Annotated in this window: 21 protein-coding genes; 14 read left to right on the top strand and 7 right to left on the bottom strand. The window is 71.2% G+C overall.

Annotated features, from left to right (window positions below):
- Window positions 1-67 precede the first annotated feature (67 nt).
- On the bottom strand, window positions 68-451 hold the full coding sequence (locus tag AA23TX_RS31150) for an STAS domain-containing protein (RefSeq protein ID WP_155546330.1): 384 nt from the start codon (window positions 449-451) through the stop codon (window positions 68-70).
- A gap of 111 nt (window positions 452-562) precedes the next feature.
- Window positions 563-1,240 (bottom strand): TetR/AcrR family transcriptional regulator, encoded by a 678-nt coding sequence (locus AA23TX_RS31145; protein ID WP_155546329.1) that lies wholly within the window; start codon window positions 1,238-1,240, stop codon window positions 563-565.
- Between the two features lie 117 nt (window positions 1,241-1,357).
- On the opposite strand from AA23TX_RS31145, the gene AA23TX_RS31140 reads away from it, so the two are divergent.
- The 6 genes from AA23TX_RS31140 (at window position 1,358) to AA23TX_RS31115 (ending at window position 7,219) form a co-directional block, all read left to right on the top strand.
- Window positions 1,358-1,564 (top strand): tautomerase family protein, encoded by a 207-nt coding sequence (locus tag AA23TX_RS31140; protein ID WP_155546328.1) that lies wholly within the window; start codon window positions 1,358-1,360, stop codon window positions 1,562-1,564.
- A 91-nt stretch (window positions 1,565-1,655) separates the two neighbouring features.
- Entirely contained in the window at window positions 1,656-2,171 is a 516-nt protein-coding gene (gene msrA / locus AA23TX_RS31135; protein WP_155546327.1) for a peptide-methionine (S)-S-oxide reductase MsrA, read from the top strand.
- A 319-nt stretch (window positions 2,172-2,490) separates the two neighbouring features.
- Window positions 2,491-4,776 carry a M4 family metallopeptidase gene (locus AA23TX_RS31130; protein WP_155546326.1) on the top strand — a complete coding sequence of 762 codons (2,286 nt, stop codon included), beginning with the start codon at window positions 2,491-2,493 and terminating at the stop codon, window positions 4,774-4,776.
- Between the two features lie 93 nt (window positions 4,777-4,869).
- On the top strand, window positions 4,870-5,385 hold the full coding sequence (locus AA23TX_RS31125; protein WP_155546325.1) for an OsmC family protein: 516 nt from the start codon (window positions 4,870-4,872) through the stop codon (window positions 5,383-5,385).
- 62 nt (window positions 5,386-5,447) lie between these two features.
- Window positions 5,448-6,419: an ATP-binding cassette domain-containing protein gene (locus AA23TX_RS31120; RefSeq protein ID WP_155546324.1), complete on the top strand. Its 972-nt coding sequence runs from the start codon at window positions 5,448-5,450 to the stop codon at window positions 6,417-6,419.
- Complete coding sequence (locus AA23TX_RS31115; RefSeq protein ID WP_155546323.1) at window positions 6,416-7,219, top strand: ABC transporter permease; 804 nt, start codon at window positions 6,416-6,418, stop codon at window positions 7,217-7,219. The genes AA23TX_RS31120 and AA23TX_RS31115 overlap by 4 nt, the downstream gene beginning before the upstream one ends.
- A 19-nt stretch (window positions 7,220-7,238) precedes the next feature.
- Here AA23TX_RS31115 and AA23TX_RS31110 read toward each other — a convergent pair whose 3' ends face one another.
- Together AA23TX_RS31110 and AA23TX_RS31105 are read right to left on the bottom strand one after the other, a co-directional pair.
- A complete protein-coding gene (locus tag AA23TX_RS31110; RefSeq protein WP_155546322.1) occupies window positions 7,239-7,670 on the bottom strand; it encodes a nitroreductase/quinone reductase family protein in 432 nt (143 codons plus the stop codon).
- Window positions 7,671-7,672: 2 nt separating this feature from the next.
- Window positions 7,673-8,212, bottom strand: coding sequence for a DUF6069 family protein (locus tag AA23TX_RS31105; RefSeq protein WP_155546321.1), 540 nt, complete (start codon window positions 8,210-8,212; stop codon window positions 7,673-7,675).
- A gap of 106 nt (window positions 8,213-8,318) precedes the next feature.
- Between AA23TX_RS31105 and AA23TX_RS31100 the strand changes: the two genes are divergently transcribed.
- The 6 genes from AA23TX_RS31100 to AA23TX_RS49695 all read left to right on the top strand — a co-directional run bounded on the left by AA23TX_RS31100 (window position 8,319) and on the right by AA23TX_RS49695 (window position 13,686).
- On the top strand, window positions 8,319-9,266 hold the full coding sequence (locus AA23TX_RS31100; protein WP_155546320.1) for an SDR family NAD(P)-dependent oxidoreductase: 948 nt from the start codon (window positions 8,319-8,321) through the stop codon (window positions 9,264-9,266).
- Between the two features lie 80 nt (window positions 9,267-9,346).
- A complete protein-coding gene (locus AA23TX_RS31095) occupies window positions 9,347-11,134 on the top strand; it encodes a serine/threonine-protein kinase (RefSeq protein WP_155546319.1) in 1,788 nt (595 codons plus the stop codon).
- 321 nt (window positions 11,135-11,455) lie between these two features.
- A complete protein-coding gene (locus AA23TX_RS31090; protein WP_230862775.1) occupies window positions 11,456-11,683 on the top strand; it encodes a hypothetical protein in 228 nt (75 codons plus the stop codon).
- A gap of 143 nt (window positions 11,684-11,826) precedes the next feature.
- Window positions 11,827-12,957, top strand: a complete 1,131-nt coding sequence (locus AA23TX_RS31085) for a C1 family peptidase (RefSeq protein WP_155546317.1) — start codon at window positions 11,827-11,829, stop codon at window positions 12,955-12,957.
- 10 nt (window positions 12,958-12,967) lie between these two features.
- A complete protein-coding gene (locus AA23TX_RS49700) occupies window positions 12,968-13,381 on the top strand; it encodes a hypothetical protein (RefSeq protein WP_196425603.1) in 414 nt (137 codons plus the stop codon).
- Complete coding sequence (locus AA23TX_RS49695; protein ID WP_196425602.1) at window positions 13,378-13,686, top strand: protease inhibitor I42 family protein; 309 nt, start codon at window positions 13,378-13,380, stop codon at window positions 13,684-13,686. Before AA23TX_RS49700 ends, AA23TX_RS49695 begins: the two co-directional genes overlap by 4 nt.
- A gap of 5 nt (window positions 13,687-13,691) precedes the next feature.
- Here AA23TX_RS49695 and AA23TX_RS31075 read toward each other — a convergent pair whose 3' ends face one another.
- Complete coding sequence (locus AA23TX_RS31075; protein WP_155546315.1) at window positions 13,692-14,015, bottom strand: STAS domain-containing protein; 324 nt, start codon at window positions 14,013-14,015, stop codon at window positions 13,692-13,694.
- A 295-nt stretch (window positions 14,016-14,310) separates the two neighbouring features.
- On the opposite strand from AA23TX_RS31075, the gene AA23TX_RS31070 reads away from it, so the two are divergent.
- Window positions 14,311-15,516, top strand: a complete 1,206-nt coding sequence (locus AA23TX_RS31070; RefSeq protein ID WP_155546314.1) for a glycosyltransferase — start codon at window positions 14,311-14,313, stop codon at window positions 15,514-15,516.
- Window positions 15,517-15,564: 48 nt separating this feature from the next.
- Here the strand turns inward: AA23TX_RS31070 and AA23TX_RS31065 are convergent, their stop codons facing one another.
- Window positions 15,565-16,425, bottom strand: a complete 861-nt coding sequence (locus tag AA23TX_RS31065) for an SDR family oxidoreductase (RefSeq protein ID WP_155546313.1) — start codon at window positions 16,423-16,425, stop codon at window positions 15,565-15,567.
- A 50-nt stretch (window positions 16,426-16,475) separates the two neighbouring features.
- Here AA23TX_RS31065 and AA23TX_RS31060 point away from each other — a divergent pair, with 50 nt between their 5' ends.
- Window positions 16,476-17,048, top strand: coding sequence for a TetR/AcrR family transcriptional regulator (locus tag AA23TX_RS31060; RefSeq protein WP_196425601.1), 573 nt, complete (start codon window positions 16,476-16,478; stop codon window positions 17,046-17,048).
- A gap of 54 nt (window positions 17,049-17,102) precedes the next feature.
- Here the strand turns inward: AA23TX_RS31060 and AA23TX_RS31055 are convergent, their stop codons facing one another.
- Entirely contained in the window at window positions 17,103-17,840 is a 738-nt protein-coding gene (locus AA23TX_RS31055; protein ID WP_155546312.1) for an SIR2 family NAD-dependent protein deacylase, read from the bottom strand.
- Window positions 17,841-17,871: the final 31 nt, after the last annotated feature.

Here is a 17,871-nt window from a genome sequence, read left to right as displayed (position 1 = left end):
GCGGCCGGGCTGCTCCGGCGGCGGGCGCCCGGCCGCGAGGTGCGGCCGGCCGACGTCCCCGTGCGGGTCAGCCCGGCAGCCACCGCATCTCCACCGGCTGGCAGGCGGCGATCGCCGTCAGCCGGCTCGGGAAGACCCGGACCCGGGCGGCCAGCCCCGTCAGCCGCACCACCCGGGCGGCCGCGCCGCCCGGCGGGACGATCAGACAGCCGGTGATGCCGCGGTCCCGGCAGCTCTCCACCGCCTCGAGCAACCCCCGGGCCCCGCGCACCGACAGGAACCGCAGCGCCGTCAGGTCGAGGACCAGCAGGTGCGGCTCCGGCAGTTCGCAGATGGCGGCTTCGATCAACGTCGTCCACCGCAGCACGGTGCCGATGTCCAGCTCGCCTTGGATTTCGACGACCAGCGCACCGCTGGTCCGCTCCGAGAGCGTCACGTCGTGGTCGCGCATCGCGCGCCTCCCCGGAACCGGATCGGGGACCGGCCCCGGCTCATCGTCCCACCCCCGCCGCCCCGAAGGAAAAGTTGCTCGCGGACGGCCCAACCGGCGCGGCCGTCCGGCTCAGCGTCCACTGTGGACGCTCAACCGCGCCAGCCACTCCCGCAGCAACGTCACTTCGGCGGCCGTCAGGTCCCCCGGTACCGCGGAAGGCAGCTGAGCGGCGAGCGTCGTCGCCGTCGCGGCGACGTCGTCCGGCTCCGGCCGCGCCGCCGCGAGGACCCCGGCCAGCACGCTTTCGCGCACCCGGACGGAAAACCCGGCGTCCGGGTAGAGCTCCGGCCGCGTGATCATCGACAGCGCGACACCGGCGTTGGCGGCCATGACCATCTGCGCGGCGAGCGGCGGCGGCAGCGTCAGTCGTCCCGCCGCCGCGCAGCGCTCCAGGACCGCGAGCAGCAGGCCGTGCGCCTCGGCGGCCGCCCCCGGTGGTGTCGACAGGCCCGAGTACATCAGGCGGTAGTGGTTGGGGTGGGCGAGCGCGAACGCGACGTGGTTGTCCCAGCCGTCGCGCAGGTCGCGCACCGGGTCGCCGGACGGCTTCGCGGCCCGCTTGCCGGCGAGGTACCGCTCGAACCCGTGGTCGACGACGGCGGCGAGCAGGCCTTCCTTGTCGCCGAACTGCCGGTACAGCGCCGGCGCCCCGACGCCGGCCGCCTCGCAGACCGCCCGCGTGGAGAAGTCGCCGGAGTGCGCCAGCAGGTCGGCCGCCGCCTCCAGGATCCGCGTTCTCACGTCCACCTCACCGACGCTACCAGCGAGTATCATCGATATCAAGCAGAGGGTAGCGTCGATTCACCAACCGTGTTAGCGTCGATTACGCAAGCACGACACCATCGATAACAAAGGACGCTCACGATGCCGTTCGCCAACTTCAAGGTCCCCGCCGGCACCCTCACCCCGGAGCAGAAGGAGCTGATCGTCACCCGCACGACCGACCTGTACTCCGAGATCTACGGCGACCGCGCCCGCGCGAACACGATGGTGCTGGTCGAAGAGGTCTCCGACGGCGGCTGGGGCATCGGCGGCGACGTCCTCACCCTGGCGAAGCTGCAGGCCGGGTGACGTCAGGCTTCCGTAACCCTCTCGTGGAATCATCGGTGTACCGCCGAAGTTGTACAGGTGGCAGCACCAGACGAGGAGAAGGAGTGACGCCGTGAGCACGTCAACCGAAAGGGCCGTCCTGGCCGGCGGCTGCTTCTGGGGCATGCAGGAGCTGTTCCGCCGTCAGCCCGGGGTCATCTCGACCCGGGTCGGTTACAGCGGCGGCGACGTCCCGAACGCGACCTACCGCAACCACGGCACGCACGCCGAGGCCATCGAGGTGGTCTACGACCCCACCCGGACCACGTTCCGCGATCTGCTCGAGTTCTTCTTCCAGGTGCACGACCCGACGACGAAGAACCGTCAGGGCAACGACATCGGCGTGAGCTACCGCTCCGCGATCTTCTTCGAAAACGACGAGCAGAAGCGCGTCGCCGAGGACACGATCGCCGACGTCGAAGCGTCCGGGCTGTGGCCGGGCAAGGTCGTCACCGAAGTCAGCCCGGTGGGCGACTTCTGGGAGGCCGAGCCGGAGCACCAGGACTACCTGCAGCGCATTCCGAACGGGTATACGTGCCACTTCGTGCGCCCGGGCTGGAAGCTCCCGAAGCGCGAGAAGACCGCCTGACACACTCGTACCACGAAGGCCCCTTCGCCGATCCACCGGCGAGGGGGCCTTCGTCGTTTCGGACGCGGGAAAGATCACCCGAACGGCGGTGATCCGGCTCCCGTCCTGAGTGGACGGTCAGCCGATCGAATCCCAATAGCGGGATATGTCCTTTTTGGGAGTTATTGCGTCCGGTAGATAAGACCGTACGTTAGTCGCTTGTTCACGAGGCTCCGGCACCGGATTCTGATTTCCGTTCCACAGCACCACCTCTCGTCCCCTTGATCCGGCCCGGTCTCGAACCCGGGTCTGGTTCACCCTGCCCGGAGGAGATCCCTCGATGGAACTGAGACGTCCAGTCGTCTTGGCAGCAACCGGCATACTCGTCGGCGCGCTCTGCATCACCGGTACCGCACAGGCGCAACCCACCCCGAACGCCACCCCGGACGCGGCTCCGAGCGCCCTGGCCCAGGCCACGACCGCGGCCGCCGGCCTCGTGGCGAGCAGGCCCGCCGCGCTGCACGCCAGCGCGGACGACGTTTTCCAGGCCCAGAAAGCGATTTCCTCGACGAACGGCCTCCAGTACATCCCCTACGAGCGCAGCTACAAGGGCCTGCCCGTCGTCGGCGGCGACTTCGTCGTGGCGACCAACTCGACGGGCCAGGTGCTCGGCACCTCCGTCGCGCAGGACCAGACCATCAACCTCGCCTCGACCACCGGCAAGGTGACGAAGGCCGCGGCCGAGGCGACCGCGCGGCAGCAGCTGTCCGCCGTGGACAGCGTGAGCCCCGCCCAGCAGGTCGTCTACGCGCTCGGCTCGCCGACGCTGGCCTGGAAGAGCACGGTCGTCGGCCGCGACGCCGAAGGCCCGAGCCGGCTCGACGTCATCGTCGACGCCACCACCGGCAAGGTGCTCAAGACGCAGGAGCACGTCCTCAACGGTGACGGCACCAGCGCGTGGAACGGGCCGAACCCGGTGCACCTCGACACGACGCACTCGGGCAGCACGTACTCGCTGAAGGACCCGACGATCACCAACACGTCCTGCCAGGACGCGGCCAACAACACCACCTTCAGCGGGCCGGACGACCTCTGGGGCAACGGCACCGCCAGCAACCGCGAAACCGGCTGCGTCGACGCGCTGTTCGCCGCCCAGACCGAGAACAAGATGCTCTCGCAGTGGCTGGGCCGCAACAGCTTCGACGGCAGCGGCGGCGGCTGGCCGATCCGCGTCGGCCTGAACGACCAGAACGCCTACTACGACGGCAGCCAGGTCCAGATCGGCAAGAACACCGCCGGTGGCTGGATCGGCTCGATCGACGTCGTCGCGCACGAGCACGGCCACGGCATCGACGACCACACCCCGGGTGGCATCTCCGGTGCGGGCACGCAGGAGTTCGTCGCGGACGTCTTCGGCGCCTCGACCGAGTGGTTCGCGAACGAGCCCGCTCCCTACGACCAGCCGGACTTCCTCGTCGGCGAGCAGGTCAACCTCGTCGGTTCCGGCCCGATCCGCAACATGTACAACCCGTCGGCGCTGGGCGACAAGAACTGCTACGACAGCTCCGTCCCCAACGGTGAGGTGCACGCGGCCGCCGGCCCCGGCAACCACTGGTTCTACCTGCTGGCCGAAGGCACCAACCCGACCAACGGGCAGCCGACCAGCTCGACCTGCAACAGCTCGACGGTCACCGGCCTCGGTGTCCAGACCGCGGTGAAGATCTTCTACAACGCGATGCTGCTCAAGACCACCAGCAGCTCGTACCTGAAGTACCGCACCTGGACGCTGACCGCGGCGAAGAACCTCTTCCCGGGCAGCTGCACCGAGTTCAACACCGTCAAGGCGGCGTGGGACGCGATCAGCGTGCCGGCGCAGTCGGCCGACCCGACCTGCTCGGCGACCGGCACGGTCACCGTTTCGAACCCGGGCAACCAGTCGACCGTCACCGGCACCGCGGTGAACCTGCCGCTGTCGGCCAGCGGTGGCACCGCGCCGTACTCCTGGACCGCCACCGGCCTGCCGGCCGGCCTGTCGATCAACGCCTCCACCGGCACGATCTCGGGCACCGCGACCACCGCGGGCACCTCGAGCGTCACGGTGACGGCGAAGGACGCGGCCAACAAGACCGGCACGGCGTCGTTCTCCTGGACCGTCGGCACCACCACCGGCTGCTCCGGCCAGAAGATCGTCAACGGCGGCTTCGAATCGGGCAGCGGCAGCTGGACCGGCACCACCGGTGCCATCGGCCAGTGGGCGTCCTCGGGTGAAGCCGCGCACGGCGGCACGTACAGCGCTTGGCTCGACGGCTACGGCTCCACGCACACGGAGTCGGTCGCGCAGTCGGTCAGCATCCCGGCGGGCTGCCACGCCAGCCTGACGTTCTACGTGCACATCGACACCGCGGAAACGACCACCACCACCGCCTACGACAAGCTGACCGTCACCAACGGCAGCGCGACGCTGGGCAGCTACTCCAACCTGAACAAGGCGTCCGGGTACGCGCTCAAGACGATCGACGTTTCGTCGGCCGCCGGCGGCACCCTGGCGCTGAAGTTCACCGGCACCGAGGACAGCTCCCTGCAGACGTCGTTCGTGATCGACGACGTCGCGGTGACGCTGAGCTGAAACCGCTGAATCCGCACTGAAAAGGCGGGGAGGCCGGGAAATCCGGCTCCCCGCCTTTTCGCTTTCCGCCGTCCGCGGGGGCAGAATCGGCCCATGGACACCGAAGAGCTGCGCGCGACCCAGGCCCCGTTGAAGGACAAGTACCGCGAGCAGCCGGAGAGCGCGGTCGTCACGCTGCACGCCGACGCCGAGCTCGACGGCCTCGGGATCTCCTGCAAGGTCGAAACGGGCCGCGCGGTCGTGGAAGCCGGCCTGCACCCGGCGACCGGCGGCGACGGCACCCTCGCGTGTTCCGGCGACATGCTGCTGGAGGCGCTCGTCGCGTGCGCCGGCGTGACGCTGCGGGCGGTGGCGACGTCGCTGGGCCTGGAGGTGCGCGGCGGCCGGGTCCGCGCCGAAGGCGAACTGGACTTCCGCGGCACCCTCGCCGTCGCGAAGGACGCGCCGGTGGGCTTCCGCGCGATCCGGCTGTCGTTCGCCCTCGACACCGACGCTTCCGGAGAGCAGCTCGCCACGCTCGAAAAGCTGACCGAGCGCTATTGCGTCGTGTTCCAGACGCTCCGGACGCCGCCGGAACTGGCCGTCACGCTCGCGGCGGCTCAGGGATAAACCCGGACGACAAAGCGGGCGCCGTGGCCTAGCTTGGCGGGGTCACCGAGAGGGGAACCGCCATGCCCGAACCGGACTGTGCCGTCCAGGTGCGCGGACTCGTCAAGACCTACGGGTCGACCCGCGCGCTCGACGGCGTCGACCTCGACATCCCGGCCGGGCGCGTGCTCGGCCTGCTCGGCCCGAACGGCGCCGGGAAGACGACCACGGTCCGCATCCTGACGACGCTGCTGCGGCCGGACTCGGGGTCGGCGCGGGTGGCCGGGTACGACGTCTTGACCCAGCCCGACGAGGTGCGGCAGCGGATCGGGCTGTCCGGCCAGTACGCGGCCGTCGACGAGAACCTCACCGGGTTCGAAAACCTTTACATGGTCGGGCGGTTGTACGGCAGGCGGAAGTCCGCCGCCCGGTCGCGCGCCCGGGAGCTGCTGGCCCGGTTCGCGCTCGAAGATGCCGCGGACCGGCCGGCGAAGGGCTATTCGGGCGGCATGCGGCGGCGGCTCGACCTGGCCGGCGCGCTGGTCGCCGAGCCGACCGTCGTCGTCCTCGACGAGCCGACCACCGGCCTCGACCCGGGCGGGCGCCTCGACACCTGGGGCGTCATCAAGGAGCTGGTCGCGGACGGCACGACCGTGCTGCTGACCACCCAGTACCTCGAAGAGGCCGACCAGCTCGCCGACTCGATCGTGGTGATCGACCACGGCCGGGTGATCGCGCGCGGCACGGCCGACGAGCTCAAGGCGCAGATCGGCGGCGAACGGCTGGAACTGGTCGTCGCCTCGGCCGCCGACCTGCCGGCCACCCTGGAGGTGCTGCGCGAGGTGGGCACCGGCGAGCCGTCCGGCGACGACCACACGCGGCGCGCCGAGATCTTCGTCGACACCGGGCCGAAGGCGCTCATCGAAGCCTTGCGCCGGCTCGATTCCCACGGCATCGCCGTCCAGGACGTCGCCCTGCACCGGCCGACGCTCGACGACGTGTTCCTGTCCCTGACCGGCCACGGCGCCGAACCCGCCGAGGAGGTGGCGAAGTGAACGCGATCGCGAAGGGAATCTCGGACGGCCGCATCATCACGTGGCGCAACCTGATGAACGTCCGCCGCAACCCCGACTGGCTGATGGCCGCGACCTTGCAGCCGATCATGTTCGTGCTGCTGTTCGCCTACGTCTTCGGCAACGCGATCGGCGGCGAGTCGGGCGGCGCGGCCTACCGCGAGTTCCTCATCGCGGGCATCTTCGCCCAGACGGTGGCGTTCAACTCGGCGTTCACCGTGATCGGCTTCGCGAACGACCTGCAGAAGGGCATCATCGACCGGTTCCGCTCGCTGCCGATGTCCCGCATCGCGGTGGTCCTCGGCCGGACGACGTCCGACCTGGTGGTCAGCGTGGTGGCGCTGGTCGTGATGTCGGCGTGCGGCCTGATCGTGGGCTGGCGGATCCGCGGCAGCTTCTGGGACGCGCTGCTGGGGTACCTGGTGATGCTGATGTTCGCGTGGGCCCTGTCGTGGGTCGGCGCGCTGATCGGCCTGGCGGCGCGCAGCGTGGAGGTGGCGCAGAGCCTGGGGCTGGTCTGGATGTTCCCGCTGAGCTTCATCTCGTCGGCGTTCGTCCCGACGCAGACGCTGCCGGCGTTCCTCAAGGCGATCGCGGACTGGAACCCGTTCACGGCGGTGATCAACGCGACGCGCGACCTGTTCGGCAACCGGTTCGGGCCGGCGCCGACGGGGTGGCCGGCCGAGAACGCGGCGCTGTACGCGATCCTGTGCTGCGTGGCGATCATCGCGGTGTTCGCCCCGCTGGCCACGGCGAAGTACCGGCGGGTGGCGAGCAAGTAGTCCCGGTCCGAAGAGGACTTCAGCCGAGGTCCTCTTCGGACAGTTCCACGATCGGGATCACCCGCTTGGCCTTCCGGGCCTTCGCCTGGTGGTCAGCCAGGAACGGGTAGTGCTTCTCCAGCTCCGTCCACGTCCGCACGTAGTCCGCCCCCAGCAGCGGCAGCGCTTCCCCGTCGAACGTCGCGCCGTCCACCTCCACCTTCACCCGGGAATCCGCGATCAGGTTCAGGTACCAGCCCGGGTGCTTCGCGGCTCCCATGTTCGAAGCCACGACCAGCAGTCTCTCGCCGTCGCGGTGGTACATCATCGGCACCGTGCGCCGCTTACCGGAGCGCCGGCCCGTCGTCGTCAGCAGCACCAGCCGCTCGCGGTGCATGCCCTCGACCTCGCCACCCGCCCGGAACTGCTCGATCACGCGGCGGTTCGTCGTCCGCACGTCGGCGGTGTCCACGCTCACTGGTCGTAGTAGCGGGTCGTCGGCGGCGGCTGTTGCGGGTACTGGCGCGTCGGCGGCGCGGGTTGCTGCTGGCTGCGGCGCCGGTGCAGCGTCCGGGCGCTGGCCGCCATGCTGTTGACCACCGTGGCGATCACCAGCCCGATGACGAGGTTGATCGCGGCCGTGGCGATCTTCGCGCTCGGGGCGACGGTCAGCGTCAGCGGCAGGACCACCGCGATCAGCGTCACCAGCACCATGATCCAGCCGAAGAACTGCGACGGCGCGGGCGTGGCGACGCTGAGCAGGTGCATCAGCCCGGTGGCGAGCAGGGCCACCGCGGCGGCGACCAGGGCGTACGTCGTGGTGCTCGCGTTGCCCCAGACGCCCTCGCCTTTTGGGGCCAGCACTTCGACCTCGAAGACCCCGCGCGCGATCAGCAGCCCGACCACCGCGAGCAGGGCCGCGATCACCGCCGTCGCCACGCCGCCCGCCCACAGCCTGCGCGCGTCGATCCCCGGGCGGACGTCCTGGGGCTGGTTCCCGTAGTAGTCGGCCATCAGAGCCTTCCTAGGTCGGCGGCGCCTCTCGGCGTCGATTGTCCCCTGTTTCGGCTCCGGCCGCGCGACTTGCGCTGGAGTGCGCTCCAGCTCTTACGGTCGGGACATGAGCACCGCACAGCACAAGATCGGATCGGGCTTCGGCGCCACCACCACGGCCGCCGAGGCCATCGCGGGCACCGACCTCACCGGGAAGCTCGCCGTCGTCACCGGCGGCTACTCCGGGATCGGCCTCGAAACCACCCGCGCGCTCGTCGGCGCCGGCGCCCACGTCGTCATCCCGGCCCGCCGCCCCGAGGTCGTCCTCGACCGTGCCGGCGTCGAGGTCGACCGCCTGGACCTGGGCGATCTCGACAGCGTCCGCGACTTCGCGGACCGGTTCCTGGCCACCGGGCGGTCGATCGACCTCCTCATCGCCAACGCGGGCGTGATGGCCTGCCCCGAAACGCGCGTCGGCCCGGGCTGGGAAGCCCAGTTCGCCACCAACCACCTCGGTCACTTCGCGCTGGTCAACCGGCTGTGGCCGGCCGTCGCCGAGGGTGCCCGCGTCGTCTCGCTGTCCTCGCGCGGCCACCACTACTCCCCCATCCGCTGGGACGACGTCCAGTTCACCCGTGGCTACGACAAGTGGACGGCCTACGGGCAGGCCAAGACGGCCAACGTGCTCTTCGCCGTCCGGCTCGACGAGCTGGGCGCTTCCCGCGGCGTCCACGCGTTCGCGCTGCACCCCGGCGGCATCATGACGCCGCTGCAGCGGCACCTGTCGGAGGCCGAGAAGATCGAACGCGGCTGGATCGACGAGGCCGGGAACTACCTCGTGCAGTTCAAGACCCCGGAGCAGGGCGCGGCGACCACGGTCTGGGCGGCGACGTCGCCGCAGCTGGCCGGGCTCGGCGGGCTGTACCTCGAGGACTGCGACGTCGCCGAGCTGTCGCCCGTGGACGCCGTGGGCATGACCGAATCGGGCGTCCGCCGGTACGCCGTGGACCGCGACGAGGCCCGTCGCCTGTGGACGCTGTCGGCGGAGCTGACCGGTGTGGACGCTTTCGCGTGATCTTCTGACGTTTGCCGGCCACGCGTTCGGGGTACATGGCGGCCGTGGCCGACGACGCCGGTGGAACGGGGAACGCGCCGATGAGCGACGCGGACGACGTCACGTGTGCTCGTTTCGCTCTCGGCGAGTTCGCCCTCCACCCACGCTCTCTTCCCGACCGTCCGCCGGAGCTGCTGGCCGGACGCTACGAGGTCGGCCGGCTGATCGGCAGCGGCGGCACGGCGCGCGTGTACCGCGCCTACGACGTGCGGCTCGCGCGGGAAGTCGCGGTCAAGATCTACGACCGCGAAGTGGTCGCGCTGGACCAGCGCCGCCGGCTGCGCGAGATGAGCATCCAGGGCAGCATCACCCACCCGGGCGTGGTGGCGCTGCTCGACAGCGGTGCCACGCACGGCCGGACGTACCTGGTGATGCAGCTGGTCGAGGGGGAGAACCTGGCGGAGCGGCTCCTGGGCGGACCGATGCCCGCGGCCGAGGTGACGGCACTGGCGGACGGGCTCACCGACGCGCTGGCCCACGTGCACGCGCGGCGGGTGGTGCACCGGGATCTGAAGCCCGCCAACGTGTTCCTGTCCGCGCACGGCCCGCTGATCGGTGACTTCGGGATAGCGCACGCCCTCGACACGACGCACATCACGGGAACGGGCGTGGTCCCGGGAACGGCGGCGTACCTGGCCCCCGAGCAGGTCGGCGGCGAGCCGGCGGGCCCGCCGGCGGACGTGTACGCGCTGGGGCTGATCCTGCTGGAATGCTTGACGGGCCGGCGCGAGTACCCGGGCACGATGATCGAGGCGGCGATGGCGAGGCTGACGAGGCCGCCGCGAATCCCGGAGGGACTGCCCCCATCGCTGGCCCACACGATCCGCCGGATGACGCACCGCGAACCGGCCGACCGCCCGACGGCGGCGGAGGTCCGGCAGCTGCTGCACACCCCGGCACCGCCTTGGACGACGGGACGCTCCGCCGCGGCGGGGGTGCTGCGGAGATGGCACCGAGCGGCCCCGGCCGACCGCAGGGGGCGTGGCCGGTCAGGTGCGGTCGGAGGTCGTGGCGCGGCGGATGACGGCGGGCGGATCGGCGAGTCCGGTTCGCTCGGTGCTGCGGCAGGCAACCTGGGCCCAGGCACCGGCGGCCACGGCTCGCTCGAACCCACCTCGGGCGACCTCGCCGCGATCAACCCCAGCCCACTCGACGCCGCGCCAAGCCACCCAAGCCGACCCGGCACCGGCGTGAGTGGCCACAGCCCGCTCGAACCCACCGCGAGCAACCTCGCCGCGAACAACCCCAGCCCACTCGACGCCGCGCCAAGCCACCCAAGCCGACCCGGCACCGGCGTGAGTGGCCACAGCCCGCTCGAACCCACCGCGACCGACCTCGCCGCGGACAACCCCGGCCGACGCGACCCCAGGTCAGACCGCTCCGGCCGTCTCGGCCCCTTCGACCCCACCGTGGCCGACACCGGCATCCCCCACCGAACCGCCCCCACCGGACCCCGAAAAATCCTCGCCGCCGTCGGGCTCTCTCCGGCGAGCCTCCCGGCCCAGCGCCGCCGGTTCACCGCGGCCGCCGGGCTTACCGCCGCGGCCGTTGCCGCCGTCTCCGCCATGCTGCTCTCCGCTCAGGAGCCCGGGACCGCGCCCACGACGCCGGCCCAGCCGCCCGCGCCCAGTTCCGTCGCTCCGGCCCAGGCGCCGCTCGCCGGGTCCGGGACTCCGGATCCGCGTCCCGGCGCCACCGAGACCGCCGCGCTCGAACCCGCCGCCGTCACCCACGAAAGCCCCTCGAAGACCACGAAACCCGGCAAACCGCCGAACCCCGGATCCCACGGCACCGGCAAGGGGAAAGGCAAGGGCCTCGGCCACGACTAGGACCAGCGGCCGGGCCGATCCGGGCCCAACGGCCCTAGCGTCGGACACCCATTCGCAATAGAACGTAAGCCGTCTCGAATTGTTTCCCCGAATTCGGACTCGAAGCAATAACGACCGGTAACCGGAACCCGTTGCGGCCCGACACACACCACGTGTCCGCACCGGCCGCGTTCCGGCCACGGGCACCACCGCCGGGAATCCCCTTCCGGCCGGCTCGACGACTTTCCGGAGGTCTTGATGAGTGTCCACGCTGCCCTCGTGCGGCCGGTTTTCGGAACACCGCGCGGGCGGCACGCCAAGCCCCGCTCCGCGTGGCCGCGCATGGCCGTCAGGACGCTCTTCCTCTTGTGCGCGGCGATCTCCACCGGTGCTGTCGTCGGGGCCGACTGGCCGCCGGTGCTGCTCGTCGTCCCCGTCGCCGCGCTCCTGCTGCTCGTCGCCGGTGCCGTGAAACTGCGGACCGCGGCCCGGAAGATCGACACCATCTTCGCCGAAGAACTGACGCGGGAAACGCCTGCCGAAATCGGCGAGAGCATCGAGATCTCCTGACCGGAAAAGATCTTTTCCCCGCGCCACAAAACTGCTCCTCGGCAAAGGGATGACGACTCTGGTGACCTCGACCGGCGCGAGAGTACAACGGTCGGGCACGGTCACCGAAGCGCCGCATGAGGCGTCCGAATCAGGGAGTCACCATGGCCGATCCCGGTACCCCCGCGTCGCCGGTCGAGCTCGACCGGGTCCGCACCGAACTGGCCGCACAAGGCCATCCCTGGGTCATGGGCGAGAACTCCATGACCATCCTCGAAGAAGAGCAGCGCCGGCACCGCCTGGGTGTGCCCCTGCCGCCGGAGAGCGACCGGCGGGACCTGGAGTCGCGAGCGAAGTCCCTCGCCGCGGGCGAAGCCGCCCGTGCGACCGCCGTTTCCGGGGCCGGCGCCCCCGCTCAGTTCGACAGCCGCAACGCGGGCGGCGCCAATTACGTCACACCGATCAAGGATCAGGGCGACTGCGGCTCGTGCGTCTCGTTCGGCACGGTGGCCACGATGGAGACGGTCGCCGCGTTCACCCGCGGGCAGCCGGGCCTGAAGCTCGACCTGTCCGAGGCGCACTTGTTCTACACCCACGGCGCGAACGACAACGCGACTTGCGACACCGGCTGGATGCCCGACCGGGCGCTGAAGGCCTGCCACGACGTCGGCATCACCTACGAGGACTACTTCCCGTACAGCGCCCGCAACCGCTCCGGCGCGAAGCTGAACGCCGACTGGCCGAACCGGCTCGCGACCACGCCGTCCTACGCCGCGCTGACCGGCGACCCGGCGGCGATGAAGGAGAAGCTGGCCGCCTGCGGCGCGCTGATCGCGTGCTTCCTCGTCTACCAGGACTTCTTCTCCTACCAGACGGGCGTGTACCGCCACGTCACCGGCGCGCTCGCCGGCGGCCACTGCGTCACGCTGGTCGGCTACGACGACGCCCAGGGCTGCTGGATCGCGAAGAACAGCTGGAACACCAGCTGGGGCGATGGCGGTTTCTTCCGGATCGGCTACGGCGAGTGCGGCATCGAGACCTGGCAGGTCGAGCAGGTCGGCGCGGTGAACCTGCGCTCGTGGACCGGCACGACGTCGGTGCTGGGCCTGTGGAGCAACGACCAGGACCGCAACACGTGGGCCTACCTCAAGGACCTGGGCTGGCTCCACCTCGCTTCGGACGACGAAGTGATCAACAAGGCGATGCTCACCGAGCTCGTCACCGCGAAGCAGGGTGGCCGTCCGGTCAACGCGTTCAACAACAACGGCACGATCATCGAGACCTACGTCTTCTAGGAGCCGTGAGATGGCCGCATCGAAGAGCCCGTCCAGCGCGCCCGCGGCGGTGGCGCCGACCGCCAGCCCGGACAACGCTCCCCAGCCCCTCAGCCTCGACCAGCTGAACGCCGCGACGACGACCGTGACCACCGAGCCGAGCGCCGCCCCGGTGCTCAGCCCGCCGGGCGCGCCGCAGGCCGCCGCCCAGGCCACGACCGCCGCGGCCTGGCAGTCGACCAAGAAGGTGCTCGCGCTCTGGACGAACAACGCCGACCGCAACGGGTACGCCTACGTCGACGGCATCGGCTGGAAGCGCCTCGCGACGAACAGCGACAGCGTGCACGAAGCCCTGCTGGCCCTCGCCTCGTCGGGACGGCTGGCCGGTTCGATCACGTATCCCGAGGCCACCGACGGGCTGATCCACGAGATCTACCTCTGGTGAAGGTGCTGACACTCGAAGCCGACGGCGCGGCGGCCGACGTCGCGCCCGGCGAGCGGCTGGAGCTGCGGTTGCCCGAGAACGCGGGCACCGGCTACCAGTGGGTGCTGGACGGTCCGGAGCCGCCGCTGCGGGTGGTCGAGGAGACTCTCCACCCGGCGACGGACCGGGCCGGCGGCACCGGTGAGCACCGCTTCGTCCTGCACGCGGACGCCCCGGGCGAGACGACGCTGGTGGCGCGCCACGCCCGCCCGTGGGAGCCGGGGAGCGAGCTGAGCCGGTTCCGGCTGACGGTCCGGGTGCGCTGAGGGCCTCAGCCGGCGTCCTGCCAGGGTTCGAAGCTGCGCAACAGCAGCCTGACCTGCGCCGGGTCCCGGATCTCCGCCTCGACGCCGCCCGGCATCGCGATGATCAGGTGGGTGCCGCGCGCCGCGCAACCGGCCGCCGTCGCGGCCAGGACCGCCGCTCCACCGCCGTCGACCGCCGTGGCCATCGTCAGGTCCACCACCAGGCGGCGGACTCCGGCGGCGTAGGCGTCTTCGACCGCTTGGTGGTACGCGGGGGCCAGGCCGCCGTCGAAGAGTCCGTCGACGGTCAGGATGACCTCGTCTTCCAGGAGAACGCTGCGAAGTGTCATCCCGACCTCCTGCCGACCGGGTTTTTCCCACCGGTCCGGGTTCTTCGTAAAAGGTTACGTCACGCCTCCGGGCGGCCGCAGGCTGAGAGCGTCACGGCTCGACGTCGAGACGGAGCGGTGTGGATCACCACGTACGGCCGCCCACGGGATCCGTTCACCTGGGCCGAAGACGTGACGAAGCGCTGAAAGTTTCCCTCTCCCCATTCCAAGATATAGCGGACCCCGGGGCTTGTGGCAAGACCCGGGTGCGGGTCCACAATTCGGGCTCACCTTTTCCTGCCGAGGGGATTCCTTCATGCGTGTGCTGCTGTCCACGATCGGCTCGCGGGGCGAAGTGCAGCCGGTGCTGGCACTGGCCTCGGAGCTGAGAGCGCTCGGGCAGGACGTCCGCCTGTGCGTGCCGCCCGATTTCCGGGAGTGGCTCGAGGACCTGGGTTTCGACGTCGTGCCGATCGGTCCCGAACTGCGGGGGACCGCGTCGAACCACCGCGGAAAGCCGACGCTGGAACAGATCCGGAAGTCCACCGAGGACACCGTCACCACCCAGTTCGAGACGATCACCGTCGCCGCCGAGGGGTGCGATGTCCTCGTCGCCTGCGGTGCCCTGCAGTTCGCCACCCGCTCGATCGCCGAACGGACCGGCGCCGCCTACGTCTACGCGAGCTTCTGCCCCATCACCTTGCCGTCCGATTCGCACGCGCCGCCGCCGATGCCCTGGCGGACGCCCGGAAAAGCGGGAAACCGCGCCCTTTGGGACGAAGACGCGCGGCGCTGGAACGCCTTTTTCGGCGGCAAGGTCAACGAATACCGGGTGGCGGCCGGGCAGGACCCGGTCGACGACCTGCCGAGCCACGTCTTCGGTGACCGGCCGTGGCTCGCCGCCGATGCCGCCCTCGCGCCGTGGCCCGAGCCGGGCGATCCGCGGGTCGTCCGGACGGGGGCCTGGATCTGGCCGGACGAGCGGTCGCTGCCGGACGAGCTGCTCGAGTTCCTCGACGCCGGCGAGCCGCCGGTGTACTTCGGGTTCGGCAGCATGCGCGCGCCGGGCGAGGTCGCCGTGGCCGCGCTCGCCGCGGCCCGGGCACACGGACGGCGGGCGGTCGTCGCCCGGGGGTGGGCGGACCTCGTCGCCGGCGACGAGCCGGACTGCCTCGGCATCGGCGAGATCAACCAGCAGGCCCTGTTCCGGCGCGTGGCGGCCGTCGTCCACCACGGCGGCGCGGGCACGGCGACGACGGCGGCCCGCGCGGGCGCGCCGCAGGTGGTCGTGCCGCAGATGTACGACCAGCACTACTTCGCCGGCCGGGTCCGCGACCTGGGGCTCGGCGCGGCGACCGAGCCGGGCGTGCCGACGGCTGAAGCGCTGACGTCGGCACTCGACGTCGCGCTGCGGCCCGAGGTGGCGACGCGGGCGCGGGCGTTCGCGGGGCAGGTGCGCGCGGACGGCGCGAGCGTCGCGGCACAGAACCTGCTGACGACGGTCCCGCTCGCGCCGGCCTGAGCGGGCCGGTTTCCCGGGGTGCCGGCGGCCCGTTCGACGAAAGCTGAGCTACGGCAGGTACGGCCGGAGCGTCGCCGCGGTCACCCGGTCGAGGATCCGGTCGGGCAGGACGCGCGTGAGGCGGGTCAGGAACGCGGCGTCCCGGCCGATCGTGTAGCGCGTGCGCGGGCGCCTCGCGGTGGCGGCCTCGACGATGACGGCTCCGGCCTTCTCCGCCGGCAGGCCCGCCCGGGTGAAGCGCTGCGAATGCGCGACGACGGCGTGGACGAGCCCGCCGTACCGCTGCCGGTGTTCGGGACTCATCTTCTCGGCGAGACCGGTGGCGGTGGCGGCGCCGCGGTCGCCCATCTCGGTCCGCACCGCACCGGGCTCGACGACCACGACCTGCACGCCGTGCGGGGCGAGTTCTCGGCGAAGCGAATCGCTGACCGCTTCGAGCGCGAACTTCGTCCCCGCGTACGGCCCGTACGTGGCCATCGCGACCTTCCCGCCGACCGAGCTGATGTTCACGATCCGGCCGCGGCTGCGGTGCAGGAAGGGCAGCAGCGCCTGGGTGACGGCGATGTGCCCGAACAGGTTGACGTCGAACAGCCGCCGCCATTCGTCCAGGGGAAGCGTTTCGACCGGCGCGTTGACCGAGATGCCCGCGTTGTTGACGAGGGCGCGCAGCGGGCGTCGGTCCGCGTCGGCGGTGACGCGCTCGACGAGGGCCTCGACGTGCTCGGGTCGCGTGATGTCGAGGATCACCGGCTCGACGCCGGCGGCCCGGATCGCGTCGCCGTCGGCTTCGCGGCGGACGCCGGCGAGCACGTGGTAGCCGCGGGCGGCCAGCTGACGGGCGGTCGCGGCGCCCATGCCGGTCGAGGCGCCGGTGACGACCATGGTCTCGTTTTTATGTGACAGTGTCATATGAACCACTATGCGTAGTTCATATGACACTGTCAACTATGCTGGGCGCCATGGTGACGCGAGCCGAAACCGCCGCCGCGACCCGGAGCGCCCTCGTGCGAGCCGCGTCCGAACTGCTCGACGAGGGCGGCCCCGAAGCGGTGACGCTCCGCGCGGTCGGGGCTCGCGCGGGCGTCTCACGCGGCGCGCCGTACGGGCACTTCGAGGACAAGCAGCACCTGCTGACCGCGCTCGCCATCGACGCATGGAACTCGGTGGCGGACGAGGTGCAGCAGCTCCGGGCCGACCTCGACGCGACGCCGGCCGCCCGGCTCAAGCGCGGCCTGCTGGCCCTGATCGGGGTCGGCCGCCGTCAGCCGCACCTGTACGCGCTGATGTTCAGCACCCCGGTGGGCGGCGACCCGGTGGCCGCCGCGGCCGCCACCCGTGTGGAGAACGAGTTCCTCACCCTCGTGGCCGACGTGGTCGGCGAGTCCGACGCCCGCCGCTACGGCGCGCTGCTGATGTCGAGCGCGCACGGCATCGCCGGACTGGAGCTCAGCGGCCACCTGGCCAAGGAGAAGTGGACGATCGGCGGCGACGAGGTCGTGCGCCTGCTGGTCGACGCCATCCAGGCCGGCTGATCACCCCGGGCAGCAGCCACGCCGCGGGCGGGCGGGACCCGCATGACCACCGCCCTAAGCGCTGATCGCCGCGCAGAGTTCCGGGACCACCGTCTCGATGTCACCGCGCAGCACGAAATCAGCGTCCTCGTCGTACGGTGTCGGCTGGTGGTTGACGATCACCAGCGTCGCCCGGGCCTGCACCGCGATCGCGCACAGCGACGCGGCCGGCTCCACCTGCAGCGAGCTGCCGATGGCCAGGAAGACCTCGGCGGCCGCGGCGACGTGGCGTGCCCGCCCGAGAACCTCGCCGTCCAGCTTCTGTCCGAAAAGGATGATGTCGAGCTGGAGAACGCCGCCGCACTCCGGGCACCGCGGTTCTTCCTCGCCGCGCTCCAGCACCTCGGTGGTCGGCACCCGCAGCGGGCAGGACGTGCACCGCGTCATGTGCATGGTTCCGTGCAGCTCGAGGACTTTCCGCGCGGCGAGGCCGGCTTTCTGGTGCAGGCCGTCGACGTTCTGGGTGAGCACGCGGACCGCGGCCCCCGAACCGTCCAGCTCCGCGAGGGCGCGATGAGCCGCGTTCGGCTCGGCTCGCCACGCGGCGTGCCCGGCGTAGCCGCGCCAGAACTCGCGGCGCACAGCGGCATCGGCCATGAAGTTCTCGAGCGTGAAAGCGTTCACCGCATCCGGTGAGCGCGTCCAGACGCCGTCGGGCCCGCGGTAGTCGGGAATGCCGGACGCCGTGGAGATCCCGGCGCCGGTCAGCACGCCGATCAGCCGGGCACCGCGGATCCGGTCGTGGAGCTTCATACCCGCGAGGTTAACGGCCCGCCCGCGACGC

Source organism: Amycolatopsis camponoti (genome assembly GCF_902497555.1).
Classification (GTDB): Bacteria; Actinomycetota; Actinomycetes; order Mycobacteriales; family Pseudonocardiaceae; genus Amycolatopsis; species Amycolatopsis camponoti.
The sequence above is the reverse complement of the archived record's forward strand: the minus strand, read 5'-3'. Positions and strand labels throughout refer to the sequence as shown.

Excerpts from the sequence above, each read along its gene's own strand:
- AA23TX_RS31150 (WP_155546330.1), bottom strand. The coding sequence starts at position 451 with ATGCGCGACCACGACGTGACGCTCTCGGAGCGGACCAGCGGTGCGCTG.
- AA23TX_RS31140 (WP_155546328.1), top strand. The coding sequence starts at position 1,358 with ATGCCGTTCGCCAACTTCAAGGTCCCCGCCGGCACCCTCACCCCGGAG.
- AA23TX_RS31130 (WP_155546326.1), top strand. The coding sequence starts at position 2,491 with ATGGAACTGAGACGTCCAGTCGTCTTGGCAGCAACCGGCATACTCGTC.
- AA23TX_RS31125 (WP_155546325.1), top strand. The coding sequence starts at position 4,870 with ATGGACACCGAAGAGCTGCGCGCGACCCAGGCCCCGTTGAAGGACAAG.
- AA23TX_RS31120 (WP_155546324.1), top strand. The coding sequence starts at position 5,448 with ATGCCCGAACCGGACTGTGCCGTCCAGGTGCGCGGACTCGTCAAGACC.
- AA23TX_RS31105 (WP_155546321.1), bottom strand. The coding sequence starts at position 8,212 with ATGGCCGACTACTACGGGAACCAGCCCCAGGACGTCCGCCCGGGGATC.
- AA23TX_RS31100 (WP_155546320.1), top strand. The coding sequence starts at position 8,319 with ATGAGCACCGCACAGCACAAGATCGGATCGGGCTTCGGCGCCACCACC.
- AA23TX_RS31095 (WP_155546319.1), top strand. The coding sequence starts at position 9,347 with ATGAGCGACGCGGACGACGTCACGTGTGCTCGTTTCGCTCTCGGCGAG.
- AA23TX_RS31090 (WP_230862775.1), top strand. The coding sequence starts at position 11,456 with ATGGCCGTCAGGACGCTCTTCCTCTTGTGCGCGGCGATCTCCACCGGT.
- AA23TX_RS31085 (WP_155546317.1), top strand. The coding sequence starts at position 11,827 with ATGGCCGATCCCGGTACCCCCGCGTCGCCGGTCGAGCTCGACCGGGTC.
- AA23TX_RS49700 (WP_196425603.1), top strand. The coding sequence starts at position 12,968 with ATGGCCGCATCGAAGAGCCCGTCCAGCGCGCCCGCGGCGGTGGCGCCG.
- AA23TX_RS31075 (WP_155546315.1), bottom strand. The coding sequence starts at position 14,015 with ATGACACTTCGCAGCGTTCTCCTGGAAGACGAGGTCATCCTGACCGTC.
- AA23TX_RS31070 (WP_155546314.1), top strand. The coding sequence starts at position 14,311 with ATGCGTGTGCTGCTGTCCACGATCGGCTCGCGGGGCGAAGTGCAGCCG.
- AA23TX_RS31065 (WP_155546313.1), bottom strand. The coding sequence starts at position 16,425 with ATGACACTGTCACATAAAAACGAGACCATGGTCGTCACCGGCGCCTCG.
- AA23TX_RS31060 (WP_196425601.1), top strand. The coding sequence starts at position 16,476 with ATGGTGACGCGAGCCGAAACCGCCGCCGCGACCCGGAGCGCCCTCGTG.
- AA23TX_RS31055 (WP_155546312.1), bottom strand. The coding sequence starts at position 17,840 with ATGAAGCTCCACGACCGGATCCGCGGTGCCCGGCTGATCGGCGTGCTG.